Origin of the sequence: Kitasatospora sp. NBC_00039 (genome assembly GCF_045160625.1) — a bacterium.
Taxonomy (GTDB): Bacteria; Actinomycetota; Actinomycetes; order Streptomycetales; family Streptomycetaceae; genus Kitasatospora.
Map to the genome: position 1 here is coordinate 4055266 of NZ_CP108289.1, position 14083 is coordinate 4069348.

The 14083-nt window shown below is 73.2% G+C and carries 13 protein-coding genes and 1 pseudogene; 4 read left to right on the plus strand and 10 right to left on the minus strand.

Going from position 1 to position 14083, the window contains the following annotated elements; translation table 11 throughout:
* Nucleotides 1-40 precede the first annotated feature (40 nt).
* Entirely contained in the window at nt 41-829 is a 789-nt protein-coding gene (locus OG286_RS17890) for a ferritin-like domain-containing protein (protein ID WP_405365469.1), read from the plus strand.
* A 24-nt stretch (nt 830-853) separates the two neighbouring features.
* Here OG286_RS17890 and folE read toward each other — a convergent pair whose 3' ends face one another.
* The 6 genes from folE to dacB all read right to left on the minus strand — a co-directional run bounded on the left by folE (nt 854) and on the right by dacB (nt 8876).
* Entirely contained in the window at nt 854-1459 is a 606-nt protein-coding gene (folE, locus tag OG286_RS17895) for a GTP cyclohydrolase I FolE (protein WP_396325398.1), read from the minus strand.
* Nucleotides 1460-1569: 110 nt separating this feature from the next.
* On the minus strand, nt 1570-3621 hold the full coding sequence (ftsH, locus tag OG286_RS17900) for an ATP-dependent zinc metalloprotease FtsH (RefSeq protein ID WP_396325399.1): 2052 nt from the start codon (nt 3619-3621) through the stop codon (nt 1570-1572).
* A 243-nt stretch (nt 3622-3864) separates the two neighbouring features.
* Entirely contained in the window at nt 3865-4419 is a 555-nt protein-coding gene (gene hpt / locus OG286_RS17905; protein WP_030059589.1) for a hypoxanthine phosphoribosyltransferase, read from the minus strand.
* 71 nt (nt 4420-4490) lie between these two features.
* Nucleotides 4491-5618 carry a tRNA lysidine(34) synthetase TilS gene (tilS, locus tag OG286_RS17910; protein ID WP_396325400.1) on the minus strand — a complete coding sequence of 376 codons (1128 nt, stop codon included), beginning with the start codon at nt 5616-5618 and terminating at the stop codon, nt 4491-4493.
* A 284-nt stretch (nt 5619-5902) separates the two neighbouring features.
* Nucleotides 5903-7084: a zinc-dependent metalloprotease gene (locus OG286_RS17915; protein WP_396325401.1), complete on the minus strand. Its 1182-nt coding sequence runs from the start codon at nt 7082-7084 to the stop codon at nt 5903-5905.
* 133 nt (nt 7085-7217) lie between these two features.
* Nucleotides 7218-8876 (minus strand): D-alanyl-D-alanine carboxypeptidase/D-alanyl-D-alanine-endopeptidase, encoded by a 1659-nt coding sequence (gene dacB, locus OG286_RS17920; protein WP_405360950.1) that lies wholly within the window; start codon nt 8874-8876, stop codon nt 7218-7220.
* A gap of 76 nt (nt 8877-8952) precedes the next feature.
* Here dacB and OG286_RS17925 point away from each other — a divergent pair, with 76 nt between their 5' ends.
* Together OG286_RS17925 and OG286_RS17930 are read left to right on the plus strand one after the other, a co-directional pair.
* Entirely contained in the window at nt 8953-9444 is a 492-nt protein-coding gene (locus OG286_RS17925) for an inorganic diphosphatase (RefSeq protein WP_148643392.1), read from the plus strand.
* A 309-nt stretch (nt 9445-9753) separates the two neighbouring features.
* A pseudogene (locus OG286_RS17930) lies at nt 9754-10044 on the plus strand (hemin ABC transporter ATP-binding protein); the annotation flags it as partial.
* 69 nt (nt 10045-10113) lie between these two features.
* Here OG286_RS17930 and OG286_RS17935 read toward each other — a convergent pair.
* From OG286_RS17935 to OG286_RS17945, 3 genes are all read right to left on the minus strand, one after another.
* The gene (locus OG286_RS17935; protein ID WP_396325403.1) at nt 10114-10329 is read right to left on the minus strand and encodes a dodecin; all 216 of its coding nucleotides are present in this window, start codon (nt 10327-10329) and stop codon (nt 10114-10116) included.
* A gap of 104 nt (nt 10330-10433) precedes the next feature.
* On the minus strand, nt 10434-11393 hold the full coding sequence (locus tag OG286_RS17940) for an asparaginase (protein ID WP_396325404.1): 960 nt from the start codon (nt 11391-11393) through the stop codon (nt 10434-10436).
* A gap of 74 nt (nt 11394-11467) precedes the next feature.
* The gene (locus OG286_RS17945) at nt 11468-12091 is read right to left on the minus strand and encodes an ABC transporter substrate-binding protein (RefSeq protein WP_396325405.1); all 624 of its coding nucleotides are present in this window, start codon (nt 12089-12091) and stop codon (nt 11468-11470) included.
* A gap of 579 nt (nt 12092-12670) precedes the next feature.
* On the opposite strand from OG286_RS17945, the gene dtd reads away from it, so the two are divergent.
* The gene (gene dtd, locus OG286_RS17950) at nt 12671-13111 is read left to right on the plus strand and encodes a D-aminoacyl-tRNA deacylase (protein WP_396325406.1); all 441 of its coding nucleotides are present in this window, start codon (nt 12671-12673) and stop codon (nt 13109-13111) included.
* 3 nt (nt 13112-13114) lie between these two features.
* Here dtd and OG286_RS17955 read toward each other — a convergent pair whose 3' ends face one another.
* Nucleotides 13115-14077: a YgfZ/GcvT domain-containing protein gene (locus OG286_RS17955; protein ID WP_396325408.1), complete on the minus strand. Its 963-nt coding sequence runs from the start codon at nt 14075-14077 to the stop codon at nt 13115-13117.
* Between the last annotated feature and the right edge of the window lie 6 nt (nt 14078-14083).

Below are 14083 nucleotides of genomic sequence, written 5' to 3' on the forward strand. Positions count from 1 at the left end.
GACCGGCCGGCGCCGGCCCGGATCCGAGCAGGAGGCTCCATTGCTCAGCACCCGATCGCTCTTCGACGAGATCTACCGGAACGACGAGGCCTACCAGTTGTTCTGCAGCATCGCGGCCGGTGGCGAGGACCAGGGCGGCTGGGAGAACGAACGGATCACCGCACTCACCCGGGACCCGGTCCTCGCCCCCAAGATCGCCCGGCACGGCGCCGACGAACGCAAGCACGGCAGGATCTTCACCCAGCTGCTGAACAAGCGCGGCCTGCCCAAGGTGGACGTCCCCGCCGAGGCCGACTACTGCATGCTGCTGGAGCGCCAGGGCGTCGGCCTCTCGCACGAGCGGCTGAACAGCGACATCCCGCTCGCCGAGCGCGAGATCATCACCTACCTGGTGCACAGCCGGGTGACCGAGCAGCGTGCGGCCGAGCAGATGCGCCAGCTGGTCAAGGTGTACGGGGACAACCCCGACCTCGGCCGGGCGATGCGGATGATCTCCGCCGACGAGGACAACCACCTCGCCTACTGCCACGAGGAGCTGATCCGGCTGGCTGCCGAGGGCCACGGCCCGTACATCCGGCACACCCTGGAGACCAGTGCGCGCGGCGAGATCCGCACCCACCGGGACGTCGGCCTCGCGGTGACCGCCCGGATGGCGAAGATCCTCCGCTGGCCGCGCTGGCAGCTGGCCGTGGTCACGGCCGGCGTCCACGCGCTCTACCTCTACGACCTGGCGTTCGGCTGGCGGCGGATGGTGAGGCTGCGGATGCCCGAGCGCCGCAACGCCCTGGGCGCCCCGGCCCCGCCGCACGCCGGGCAGGGGGCGCTCTGAGCCTGCCCTGCCCGTACCCTGCTGCTACCGCCCGATGATGAGACTCATCGCCTCGGCCCGGCTGGCCGGGTCACGGAGCTGGCCGCGCACGCAGGACGTGATGGTCTTGGCGCCGGGCTTGCGGATACCGCGCATCGACATGCACATGTGCTCGCACTCGACCACGACGATCGCCCCGCGCGGTTCGAGGATCCGCATCAGCGCGTCGGCGACCTGGCTGGTGAGCCGCTCCTGCACCTGAGGGCGGCGGGCGTAGACGTCCACCAGCCGGGCCAGCTTGGACAGCCCGGTGATCTTCCCGCTGGCCGAGGGGATGTACCCGACGTGCGCCACGCCCCGGAACGGCACCAGGTGGTGCTCGCAGACGGACGTCAGCTCGATGTCCTTGACCAGCACCATCTCGTCGTGGCCGAGGTCGAAGGTGGTGGTGAGGACGTCCTCGGGCTCCTGCCAGAGGCCCGCGAATATCTCCTTGTAGGCCCGGGCGACCCGGGCCGGCGTCTCCAGCAGGCCCTCGCGGTCCGGGTCCTCCCCCACGGCGAGCAGGAGCTCGCGAATGGCGTTCTCGGCCCGCTTCTGGTCGAAGGTCCCGACGGCGGGCGGACCGTCGAGCGTCACCGGGTCGATCATGCGGGCCTCGCTAACTAGTGGGAACGACTGGCTGAACAGCACGGATGCCGCGCCTCCAGGGTACAAACCCCGGTGACGCGGCATCCATTCCGTACTGTCCAGGCGCTGGATCAGCCCTCCGTGGGCGGCTCCGCCGGCAGCGGCGGGAGCTTCACCACGTCCACCGGAGCGGTGTCGATGGCGGCGGCGCCGTTGGTGAGCGCCAGCTCCTTCGGCGACTGCACCGGCGGCCGGGTGGACGGCGTCCGACGGGACGAGCCCGTCCAGGCCGGCCGGGCCGGGCGCTTGACGATGGTCGAGAAGATCTCGGCGATCTGCTCCTTGTTGAGGGTCTCCTTCTCCAGGAGCTCCAGGACCAGGTTGTCGAGCACGTCGCGGTTCTCGACCAGGATCTCCCAGGCCTCGTTGTGCGCGTTCTCGATGAGCTTCTTGACCTCTTCGTCGACCAGCCCGGCGACCTCTTCCGAGTAGTCGCGCTGGTGTCCCATCTCACGACCGAGGAACGGCTCCGAGTTGTCCGAGCCGAACTTGATCGCGCCGAGGCGCTCGGTCATGCCGTACTGGGTGACCATGGCCCGCGCGGTGGCGGTGGCCTTCTCGATGTCGTTCGAGGCGCCGGTGGTCGGGTCGTGGAAGACCAGCTCCTCCGCCGCACGCCCGCCCAGCATGTAGGCCAGCTGGTCGAGCATCTCGTTGCGGGTGGTGGAGTACTTGTCCTCGTCCGGCAGCACCATGGTGTAGCCGAGGGCCCGGCCGCGGGACAGGATCGTGATCTTGTGCACCGGGTCGCTGTTGGGGCACGCCGCCGCCACCAGGGCGTGGCCGCCCTCGTGGTACGCGGTGATCTTCTTCTCCTTGTCGGACATGATCCGCGTGCGCTTCTGCGGACCGGCCACGACGCGGTCGATCGCCTCGTCCAGGATGTTGTTGTCGATCAGCTTCTTGTCCGAGCGGGCGGTCAGCAGAGCGGCCTCGTTGAGGACGTTCGACAGGTCCGCGCCGGTGAAGCCGGGGGTGCGCTTGGCGACGGCCGAGAGGTCGACGTCGGGCGCGATCGGCTTGCCCTTCTGGTGCACCTTGAGGATGTCCAGCCGGCCCTGGAGGTCGGGGCGCTCGACCGCGATCTGACGGTCGAAGCGGCCCGGGCGCAGCAGCGCCGGGTCCAGGATGTCGGGGCGGTTGGTCGCGGCGATCAGGATCACGCCGCCCTTGACGTCGAAGCCGTCCATCTCGACCAGCAGCTGGTTGAGGGTCTGCTCGCGCTCGTCGTGGCCGCCGCCGAGGCCCGCACCGCGGTGCCGGCCGACGGCGTCGATCTCGTCGACGAAGACGATCGCCGGGGCGTTCGCCTTGGCCTGCTCGAAGAGGTCGCGGACGCGGCTGGCGCCGACACCCACGAACATCTCGACGAAGTCGGAGCCGGAGATCGAGTAGAACGGCACCCCGGCCTCGCCCGCGACGGCGCGCGCCAGCAGGGTCTTACCGGTACCGGGCGGGCCGTACAGCAGCACGCCCTTGGGGATCTTGGCACCGACGGCCTGGAACTTGGCCGGCTCCTGCAGGAACTCCTTGATCTCGTGGAGCTCCTCGACCGCCTCGTCCGCACCTGCGACATCCGAGAACGTGGTCTTCGGGGTGTCCTTGGTGAGCAGCTTGGCCTTCGACTTGCCGAACTGCATGACGCGCGAGCCGCCGCCCTGCATCTGGTTCATCAGGAACAGGAAGACGAGCACGATGATCACGATGGGCAGCATCGACAGCAGGAGGCTGACGAAGGTGCTCTGCTTCTCCGGGCTGACGGTGTAGCCGTCGGAGAGCGTGCTCTGGTCGTTGTCGTTGATCTGGGCCTGGAGCTTCTCGGCGAGATTGACACCCTGGTCGCCGATGTACGAGGCCTGGAACTTGCTGCCGGACGGGGGCTTGCCCGTGCCGGCGTCGGACAGCTTGGCGCCGTCCTTCAGCTGGATCTTGATCGTGTTCGAGTCACCGGTGGTGATCTGCGCCGACTTGACCTGCTTGGCATCGATCGCTGCGACGACCTGCCCGGTGTCCACCGTCTTGTAGCCGTTCGAGTCAGAAACGACCTGCATCAGCACGATGACGGCGAGGACGGCCAGCACGATCCACATGATCGGCGCACGGAAGTATCGCTTGACGTCCATCCATGCGGGGCGTTGCCGCCCCGTCCCTCCTGCCACTCAACGGCGCCGCGGGGCTCGAGGGCCGCCGGCGCATCCGGTCTGTGCTCATGTGAAGAGCGGTTTTATTGGACCGTACCGCAGTCCGACCCACCCGTGGCGGGAGCACAGCGACACGACGTATTTCTATTTCCCCCCGATCCAACGGGCGGGAACGGCGTACTGTTCCCGCCCGTAGCCCGAACGGGGCCCCGGGACCGTTTTTTCTCAGCCGCCGTAGACGTGCGGGGCGAGGGTCCCGATGAAGGGGAGGTTACGCAGCTTCTCCGCGTAGTCGAGGCCGTAGCCGACCACGAACTCGTTGGGGATGTCGAAGCCGACGTACTTGACGTCGATCTCGACCTTGGCCGCGTCGGGCTTGCGCAGCAGGGTGCAGACCTCCAGCGAGGCCGGGCCGCGCGAGCCCAGGTTGCCGAGCAGCCAGGACAGGGTCAGGCCCGAGTCGATGATGTCCTCGACGATCAGGACGTCCCGGCCGGCGATGTCGGTGTCGAGGTCCTTGAGGATCCGCACCACGCCGGAGGACTTGGTGCCCATCCCGTACGAGGAGACCGCCATCCAGTCCATGGTGACCTGCGAGTGCAGCGCACGGGCGAGGTCCGCCATGACCATCACGGCCCCCTTGAGGACGCCGACGATCAGCAGGTCCTTGCCTGCGTAGTCCCGGTCGATGCGCTCGGCCAGCTCCAGGAGCTTGGCGTCGATCTCGTCCTTGCTGATGAGCACCTTCGCGAGGTCAGCGCCCATGTCGTTCTGGTCCACCGGGGATACGTCCTCAAACGTTCGGGGTCTGGATGGCCGGCGGCCCGGCGCCCCGGGAGCATGCCTGCCCGTCAGTCGCCCTGCCGCCGAAAGACCAGCGTGCCACACCTGCGGGTGGCTTCGACGCCCCCGGGTAGGTGCAGCGGCCCCTGGCCGCGCCAACCGGTGACCAGCAGGTCGATCGTTTCGAGGTGGCGCGCGAAGAGGTCCCCCGCCGGGCAGCCCGCCCGCAGCGCGGCCCGGCGCAGCACCCGGCGGCGTACCGCGGGCGGCAGTTCGGCCAGCTTGGCGGCGTCCAGCGTGCCTTCGCCCGTCCGGAGGTCGCGCTCGGCGAGCGCGGCCCACTGGTCCAGCGCGTCGGCGTCGTCCCGGAACAGCCGGGCGGTGCGGGCCAGCGCCTCGACCACGCCGCCGCCGAGGTGCTTCTCCAGCACCGGCAGCACCTCGTGGCGCACCCGGGAGCGGGTGTAGGCGGGGTCGCAGTTGTGCGGGTCGTCCCAGACCGGGATCGCCTGGGCGGAGCAGGCCTGGCGGGTGGCGGCCCGGTCCAGCTCCAGCAGCGGGCGGCGGTAGCGGCCCTTCTGGGCCGGCATCCCGGCCAGCGAGCGGGAGCCGGAGCCGCGGGCCAGGCCCAGCAGCACCGTCTCGGCCTGGTCGTCGCGGGTGTGGCCGAGCAGGACGGCGACCGCTCCGTGGCGCTCGGCGGCCTCGTCCAGGGCCGCGTAGCGGGCGTCCCGGGCGGCGGCCTCGGGGCCGCCGGCGCGGCCGACCCGGACCGGGACGGCCTCGACCGGGTCGAGGCCGAGCGAGCGGAGCCGCTCGGCGACCTGGGCGGCGCGGTCGGCGGAGCCGGTCTGGAGGCCGTGGTCGACGGTGACGGCGCCGACCCGCAGGCCGATCTTGGGGGCTTCGAAGGCGGCCGCGATGGCCAGCGCCATGGAGTCCGCGCCGCCGCTGACGGCGACCAGGACCAGCGGCGAACCGGGCGCCGCCGGGGTGCGCGGAAGCCCGGAGGGGTGGCGGTGGGCGTTGCCGATCAGGGTGGTCCCGACGGCGGCGCCGACCAGCGGTGCCCCGCTCGGGCGCTCGCGGGGCTCGCGCACGGGCGCGGTGAAGGTGGTGCCAGCCTCGGCGGCGAGGTCGGTGAGCGTGCGGCGTACGGCCAGGCGTATCGCGGCGACAGCGGGGTGTGGGCCCACGGCGGACGGCTCCTTGGCGGAGGGGGGACAGGACGGCGGTGGGCGCGGCAGGGACCGCGCATCCGTGAGCACCCTGTTACCGGGCGCTCACAGATGGTGGCAGAAAGGAGGCACCCGCTACGCCACCCGCGCCACCGGTACGACCACCGTCCCACGTTCGGGTGAATGGAGAAACGTATCTTCACCCGCCATCTGCACGACTGGACCACTCGTACGAACGGGTTTGACCGCCCTCGACCACCCTCGGCGTGTCCCGCGCGATGTGGCTCGCCCCGCCGCGCGCGTCAGCGGGCGACGCGGGCCACCCAGGCCGCCGGGTCGTGGATCTCGTCCTTGGTCGGCAGCGTGTTCGGCGACGTCCAGACCCGGTTGAAGCCGTCCATGCCGACCTCGTCCACCACGCCGCGCACGAAGACCGCGCCGTCCTGGTACTGGCGGAGCTTGGCGTCCATGCCGAGCAGCCGGCGCAGCACCAGGTCCAGCCGGTTGGCGCCCCGGTCCCGGCGCTGCTGGAACTTCTCCCGGATCTCCGCGACGCTCGGCACCACCGCCGGGCCGACGCCGTCCATCACCACGTCCGCGTGACCCTCCAGCAGCGACATCACGGCCGTCAGCCGGCCCAGGATCTCGCGCTGTGCGGGCGACTGGACGATCTCCAGCAGGCCGGCGGAGGCCCGTCCGGCGTCTCCGCGGCCGCCGAGGCCCGGCAGGCCGCCGCCGAGCGAGCCGGCCGCGTCCCGCAGCCGGTCCAGCAGCGCACCCGGGTCGACGTCCGTCTCGGACAGGAAGGACTGCACCTCGGACTGGATGTGGTCGCGCAGCCACGGCACCGCGGTGAACTGGGTGCGGTGGGTCTCCTCGTGCAGGCAGACCCAGAGCCGGAAGTCGGCCGGGTCGACGTCCAGCTCCCGCTCGACGTGCACGATGTTCGGCGCCACCAGCAGCAGCCGGCCAGGGCCGGGGCCGTCGGGGCCCAGCCTGGGCTTGTCGAACAGCGCGGCCGGGCTGTCCGGCGCCTCCAGCGAGGGCTCTGCCGGGGCGAACGTCTCGTACTGGCCGAGCACCTTGGTGGACAGGAAGGCCAGCAGGGCGCCGACCTCGATCCCGGTGGCCTTCTCCCCCACCGTGCCGAGGACACCCGCGGCCGCGCTGCCCGCCCTGCGGGCCTGGAGCTTCTCCACCAGCGGCTGGACGATCGTGCGGAAGCCCGCCACGTTGGCCCGCACCCAGCCGGGGCGGTCCACGATCAGCACCGGGGTCGCGGCGGCCTCCACGAGGCTGCTGGAGCGCATGCCGGTGAACGCCCGGACGTGCTCCTCGGCCTCCAGGGCGTGCCGGCGCAGCTCGGCCACGACGGCCGACGCCTCGGCGCGGCTCACCTCCGGCCCGGGCCGCACCAGCCTGGTCGCGGTTGCGACCGCGAGATTCCAGTCGACCATGTCAGCACCGCCGCTCGCGCTCGTCATGCCCTCACCGTACGTGCTCCCGCCCATCCGGGGGAGCCACAGGTACCGACGGTCTGCGGGGCGGAACCGGACGGGGCCCGTGCGAACGGCGCCCGGCCGCCGGGATCGCGCCCGGCGGCGACCTGTCGGGCCGTCAGTGGCAGCCGCAGGCGGCGAGGCGGGCGACGATGCGGTCCATGGCCGCGCGGGCGGTGTCGGCGGGGGCGTTGGTCCTGGTCATCACGGCGAAGGAGAGCAGCCGGCCCTCGGCGTCCACCACCGTGCCGGCCAGGGTGTTGACGCCGCTGAGGCTGCCGGTCTTGGCGCGGACCAGGCCGGCCGCCTCGGCGGCGCCGGAGCCGGAGCCGAAGCGCTTGCCGAGGGTGCCGGTGAAGCCGGCGATGGGCAGGCCGGTGAGCACCGGACGCAGCGTCGGGTGCTGCTCCGAGGCGGCCAGCGAGAGCAGTTGGACCAGGACGGCCGGCGGGATCGCGTTGCCCTGGTGCAGCCCGCTGCCGTCGTTGAGCACCACGCCGGCCGTCGGCACGCCGAGCCGGGCGAGCTCCTGGGTGACCGCGGTGGCGGCGCCCTCGAAGCTGGCCGGCTGGTGGGCGGCGAGCGCGGCCTGACGGGCGATCGCCTCGGCGAGGGTGTTGTCGGAGGTGGTCAGCAGCCGTTCGACCAGGCGGGCGACGGTCGGCGAGTCCACCCGGCCGAGAACGGGCGCGGTGGCGGCCGCGGGTGCCGTGGCGGGCTTGGCCCTGCCGTCGACGGTGACGCCCTGGGCCTTCAGCAGGGTCGCGAAGGCGTCGGCGGCCGACAAGGCCGGATCCGCGACGCGGGCGGGCGCGTCCTCCCTGCTCTTCGGGTCGACCTTGCCCTCGTCCACCATCAGCGAGGTGACGAGCGCGATGTTGGCCGCGTCGTGGTTCTTGTGCTGCGGGTTGCCGGAGTACAGCGAGAGGTCGTAGTCGAGCTTGACCGTGGTGGTGCCGGTGGCCTTGAGGGCGGCGGCGGTCTGCCGGGCCAGCGCGTCCAGCGAGGCGGGGGCGGTGTCGGCGTCGGCAGGCAGACCGGCGATCTGCACCTGGTCGGCGGGCAGCGCGGTGAGGGTGGGGTCGCCGCCACCCACGAGGGTGATCTCGCCGGGATCCGCGCCCTTGACGACCCGGGTGGTCAGCCGGGTGTCGCCCGGGATCAGCGAGAGCGCCGCGACCGAGGTCGCCAGCTTGGTGGTGGAGGCGGGCGTGGCGGGGGTGTTCTCCCCGGAGCCGTAGAGGAGCCGGCCGCCGGCGGCGTCCGCGACGGCGAGGCTGACGGTGCCGAGGTTGCGGTCGCCGAGCACGGTGGCGAGCGCCTGCTGGAGGCCCTGGCCGGTGGGCAGCCCGGCGGTCGGCCCGGCCTCCGCGGAGGCCAGCACGGCCCCGGCGGCGGGGGCCGGGTGGCCGGTGGCCGGCGAGGCGGGGGCACCGGTGGCGGTGGTGGGGTCGGCGGCGGGGGCCACCGGCCCGTTGCCGGCGCCGGTTCCGGCCGGGCGGGGCGTCTCGGTGGCACCGGTGCGCCCCTTGCCCTTGCCGTTGCCCCCGTTGTTGCCCTTGTCGCCGCTACTTCCGCCGCCCTTGTCGCCGTGTCCGCCGTCCCGGTCGTCGCCCTCGCCCCGGCCGGTGGCGCTCTGCCCGCCGGGCGGCGGGGACGGCTGCGCGTACGCTCCACCGCCCGAGGTGAGGACCGCCCCGGCGACCAGTAGTGCCGCCCCGAACAGCCCCGCGGCCGTCCCCCTGCGGCGGTACCCCGCCCCGACCCCTGCGCCCACCGACCGGCCCCTTTCCTGAGCACTCACTCCCGTAGGAGACACTTGGATTCTGTCAGTCCCTACCTTGGAGGAACCGTTGGAATTCGACGTCCTTATCGAAATCCCTAAGGGCTCTCGCAACAAGTACGAGGTCGACCACGAGACCGGTCGCCTTCGTCTTGACCGGATGCTGTTCACCTCGACCCGGTACCCCGCCGACTACGGCTACGTCGAGGGCACCCTCGCGGACGACGGCGACCCGCTGGACGCCCTGGTCATCCTCGAGGAGCCGACCTTCCCCGGCTGCCTGATCAAGTGCCGCGTCATCGGCATGTTCAAGATGACGGACGAGGCCGGCGGCGACGACAAGCTGCTCTGCGTCCCGGCGACGGACCCGCGCTGGGAGCACCTGCAGGACATCCACCACGTGTCGGAGTTCGACCGCCTGGAGATCCAGCACTTCTTCGAGGTCTACAAGGACCTGGAGCCGGGCAAGTCGGTCGAGGGTGCCAACTGGGTCGGCCGCGCCGAGGCCGAGGCCGAGGTCACCGCGTCGATCAAGCGTCTGGCGGAGCAGGGCGGTCACTGAGCCGACGTACCGATCTCGTTCGCCCAGGGCAGTTCGAGGTAGGTCGAGGCAGTCGGAGGCCGGGGTACGCGGAATGGTCCGCGGGCCCCGGCCTTCGCCGTGTGCGGGGCCGTGTGCGGGGCCGGGAAGTGGGTCCGTGTCCGAGGCTGGGTCCGGAGCGTGCGTCCGGGCCGGGGGCGAGGTGCCCGGGGTTGCCGACACCCTGTCGGCATGATGGAGACTTAGGTTAGGCTAACCATCATTAGTCGGCCGATTTCGATCCCTGGAGGCCGCAGGCCCACGCCCGAGCAGCCCGTCCGCACCGGGCCCTTGCTCATGGACGAGCCCACCGCCGCACTCGACCTGCGCCACCAGGAGCTGGTGCTGCGGGTGGCCCGGGCCCGCGCGGCCGCCGGGGACGCCGTGGTCGTGGTGCTGCACGACCTCTCGCTGGCGGCGGCCTACGCGGACCGGATGGTGCTGCTGAGCGGCGGCGCCACGGTCGCGGCCGGCCCGGTGGGCGAGGTGCTGCGCGCACCGCTGCTCAGCGAGGTGTACGGCCACCCGGTCGAGGTACTGCCGCACCCGCGCACGGGCGTCCCGCTGGCGCTGCCGGAGCGGGGCTGGGGCCCCGCCCTCGCCGGCCCGGCCCTCACCGGCACGGCCCCCACTGGCACGGCCCCCGCCGGCTCAGCCTTCGTCGTCCAGCCGGAAGCCGATCTTCAGGCCGACCTGGTAGTGCTTGATCCGGCCGTCCTCCAAGTGGCCCCGGACCTGCGTCACCTCGAACCAGTCGAGGTTGCGCAGCGTCCGGGACGCCCGCTCGACCCCGTTGCTGATGGCGGCGTCGATGGACTCGGTCGAGGACCCGACGATCTCGGTCACCCGGTACACGTGCTCACTCATGGCGGACTCCCTCTCTGCGACGGCCCCCGGTCCACCGTGCACCGCCTCCGGTCGCTCCGCACCCCGGCGGCCGCCACGGGGAGTCCGCCGGGCGCGCCCGGGTCCTAGAACGCCGCCCGGACCTCGCCCACCGGCACGCCGCCGCCGAACAGCGGGGCCGCGCCGATCCGGTCGATGGTGTCGTCCGCCGCCACCACGCCGAGCCGGCCCAGTGCGGCCGCCAGGACCGGCCCGCGGGCCCGCTCGGCACCGTCGTCGATCTTGAAGGCGAGCGCCCGGCCGTCCGGCAGCGCCACCACCTGGACCGCCTCGGCGCCCATCTTGGAGAGCGCACCCGGCACCGCCCGCATCAGCCAGGTGTCGGCCCGGCGGGTGCCGGCCACGTACTCGGGGTGGGCACGCATCGCGTCGGCCACCCGGCGCTGCGGGGTGCCCTCCTCGGCGAGCACCAGCGCGCGGTAGCCGCGGGCCAGGCCGGTCAGGCTGAGGGCCAGCAGCGGCGCGCCGCAGCCGTCCACCCCGGCGTGTGCCGGCGTCTCGCCGGTGGCCTCCTGGAGAGCTTCACGGGCGAGCTGCTGGACCGGGTGCGCCGGGTCGAGGTAGCTCGCGGTCGGCCAGCCGTTGGCGACGCAGGCGGCCAGCCAGCCGGCGTGCTTGCCGGAGCAGTCCATCAGGATCGGCGCGCGCTCGCCGCCGGACTTCAGGAGCAGTTCGGCCTCGGTCTCGTCCAGCGGCAGGTCCGCCGGGGTCTGCAGGGCGGACTCGTCCAGCCCGGCACCGGCCAGGATCTGCCTCACGCCGTCGCGGTGAAACGATTCTGCCGAGTGGCTGGAAGCCGCCAGCGCCAGCAGCTCACCGCCGATCGCCAGCCCCGCCCGCAGCGTGGCCACCGCCTGGAACGGCTTGGCGCACGACCGCGGGAAGACCGGAGCTTCGGGAGCGCCCAGGGCGAACTCGACCGAGCCGTCGGCGGCGAGCAGCACCAGCGAGCCGTGGTGCCGGCCCTCGGTGAAGCCCGAGCGTATGACCTCGGCGAGGGCGGGCAGGGCGGCGGAGTGGGACATGGCGGAAGCCTTCCGGGGGCGAGGGTGAGCCGGGGGCGAGCCGGGCCTCCCCACCCCCGGACGCCCTCACCCGGTCAGAGCGGGCCGCCCGCGAGCAGGTCCTCGACCCGCGCTTCCCCATCACGGTACCTGCGGGTGATCTCGGCACTGCAGCCGTCCGCCGTCCGCAGCAGCCGCTGCCGCCGGCCGGACACCTCGCGCTCGTGTGCCCGCAGCCGGTCCAGCGCGGCCAGCAGCTCCGCCTCCGGGTGGGCCGCCAGGTCGGCCAGCTGGACGTCGCCCATCAGCTCGTCCGCCTCCAGCTGGGACTGCTGGCCGCGCGGCGGCCCCAGCGTGACGTGCCGGGCGGAGCGCCGCACCGTGGACGGCGCGTCGGTGAGGATGGCCGGCAGCCGGTCCAGCAGGGCGCCGCCCACCGGGATCTCGCCCCCCGCCGCCGTGCGGACGGCGGTGCCCGGCCGGCGGTCCAGCTCGGCCCGGAGGATGTCCATCCGCCCGTGCAGCAGCCGCCGCAGATAGGAGAGGTCGGCCTCCTGTTCCAGGGTCTCCCGGCGCAGGGTCCGCAGCTGCGCCAGGCCCAGCCGCTCCAGCTCGGGCTCGCCCTCCTTGCCCGCCGCCGGGCGGGAGGTGTCCCCCGCCGGCTCCGTGCCCCCGGGCACCCGCCCGGACCGGTCCTGCGCCGCGCTGCTCGCGTCCATCAACCAACCACCTGCCGTCGTCCGATCCCGCCCGCTCGCGGCACCCCGTCGCCTGCCGCAGGTCCGGCCCGTTCCCCCGGCGGGCCGTCGCGCGTACCCGTCCGTTGGCACGCCCGGGCGCCCCCGAAGGTTCCCGCCCCCGAGTGGTGCCACCCGCCGGGGCGACACCACCAGAACGCCTGACCTATCGACTCGACCGCCCGGCCGAACCGGGCCCGGTGCGGCGGACCTCTGGCGCCCCGGACCCCTCGTACGGTTCCCCAGCGTGCCACCCCGCCCACCGCCGGTGCACCGCCCGTGCACCCGAACGGCCCCCTGGCGAACGGGGGTGGCTGATACGACCAAGGCTTTCCCCAGGAGGAGCGGCGCCCGAAGAGGCGCAGGCGCGCCCCACCCGGCGCGCACCATGTCCATACGCGCCGGGTCTTACCCCTGCCCCGCGGCCGCCCCGAGGCCCTCCTCCCGGGCATGGCCGCCCCGAGGCCCTCCTCCCGGGCCTGCCCCGCGGCCCCTCCCGAACCCTCGCGGACCACCCGGGGGCCCTGCGGGCGGCCCGGCCCGCTCCGGCACAATGGCCGCATGCGAGCAGTGGTGCAGCGAGTGACCGAGGCCCGGGTGACCGTGGCCGGAGAGACCGTCGGCGCGATCGAGGGGCCCGGGCTCTGTGTCCTGGTCGGTGTCACGCACGACGACACCCCCGCCAAGGCCGCCCAGCTGGCCCGCAAGCTCTGGACCCTGCGGCTGCTGGAGGCGGACGGGAACGGCGTCGAGCAGTCCTGCTCCGACCTGGCCGCCCCGCTGCTGGTGATCAGCCAGTTCACGCTCTACGGCGACGCCCGCAAGGGCCGCCGCCCCACCTGGAACGCCGCCGCCCCCGGGCCGGTCGCCGAGCCGCTGGTGGACGAGGTGGTCGCCGGGCTGCGCGCGCTCGGCGCCAAGGTGGAGACGGGCAGGTTCGGCGCGGACATGCGGGTGGCGCTGGTGAACGACGGACCGTTCACCGTGCTCGTCGAGGTCTGAGACCTACTGCGGGACGATCACGTCCTGCGTCCCCGGCACCGTCCCGGCCAGCAGCACCGCGTCCACCGGGACGTTCCGCTTGACCACGGCCAGCGCGACCGGGCCCAGCTCGTGGTGGCGCGCCGAGGACGTCACGACGCCCAGCGCCCGGCCGTCCGGATCCGAGGCGAGCCGCACCTCCGCCCCGTGCGGGGGCAGCACCTCCTCGGTGCCGTCCAGGTGCAGGAAGACCAGGCGGCGCGGCGGCCGGCCCAGGTTGTGCACCCGGGCGACCGTCTCCTGCCCGCGGTAGCAGCCCTTCTGCAGGTGCACCGCGGTGGTCAGCCAGTCCACCTCGTGCGGGATGGTCCGGTGGTCGGTCTCGAAGCCGAGCCGGGGCCGGTGGCCCTCGATCCGCAGCGCCTCGTACGCCCAGATCCCGGCCGCCGGGCCGTAGCCCTCGGTCAGCTTCGCCAGCTCGGCACGCGGCAGGAAGAGGTCCCGCCCGTACGACAGCTCGCGGACCGCCGCCGCGCCCTCCGCCGGGGCGGTGGAGCCGGCCGGCAGGTACACCACCGCGTAGTCGGCGGTCGCGTCGGCGACCTCCACCCGGTAGAAGAACTTCATGCTCTCCAGGTAGCCGATCAGCGCCTGCTGGGTGCCCGGCTCGACGTGCGCCCAGGTGGTGGTGCCGTCGTCGACCAGGTAGAGCGCGTGCTCGACGTGCCCGTTCGGGGAGAGCACCAGCGCCTCGGTGGCCTGCTGCGGCGGCAGCGCGCTGACGTGCTGGGTGAGGAGCAGGTGCAGCCAGGCCAGCCGGTCGTCGCCGGTGACGGTGAGCACGCCGCGGTGCGAGAGGTCCACGAAGCCGGTGCCCTGCGCCAGGTTGCGTTGCTCGCGGAAGATGTCACCGTAGTGGGCGGCCACGCCCTCGTCGGTTCCCTCGGCGGGGACGGCACCGGGCAGCGCAAGCAGCGGGCTCTTCATACCGGC

Coding starts and splice junctions, on each gene's coding strand:
- OG286_RS17945 (WP_396325405.1), bottom strand. CDS start 12,091: ATGGACGCGAGCAGCGCGGCGCAGGACCGGTCCGGGCGGGTGCCCGGG.
- OG286_RS17940 (WP_396325404.1), bottom strand. CDS start 11,393: ATGTCCCACTCCGCCGCCCTGCCCGCCCTCGCCGAGGTCATACGCTCG.
- ftsH (WP_396325399.1), bottom strand. CDS start 3,621: ATGGACGTCAAGCGATACTTCCGTGCGCCGATCATGTGGATCGTGCTG.
- OG286_RS17955 (WP_396325408.1), bottom strand. CDS start 14,077: ATGAAGAGCCCGCTGCTTGCGCTGCCCGGTGCCGTCCCCGCCGAGGGA.
- OG286_RS17915 (WP_396325401.1), bottom strand. CDS start 7,084: ATGACGAGCGCGAGCGGCGGTGCTGACATGGTCGACTGGAATCTCGCG.
- OG286_RS17935 (WP_396325403.1), bottom strand. CDS start 10,329: ATGAGTGAGCACGTGTACCGGGTGACCGAGATCGTCGGGTCCTCGACC.
- dtd (WP_396325406.1), top strand. CDS start 12,671: ATGCGAGCAGTGGTGCAGCGAGTGACCGAGGCCCGGGTGACCGTGGCC.
- folE (WP_396325398.1), bottom strand. CDS start 1,459: ATGATCGACCCGGTGACGCTCGACGGTCCGCCCGCCGTCGGGACCTTC.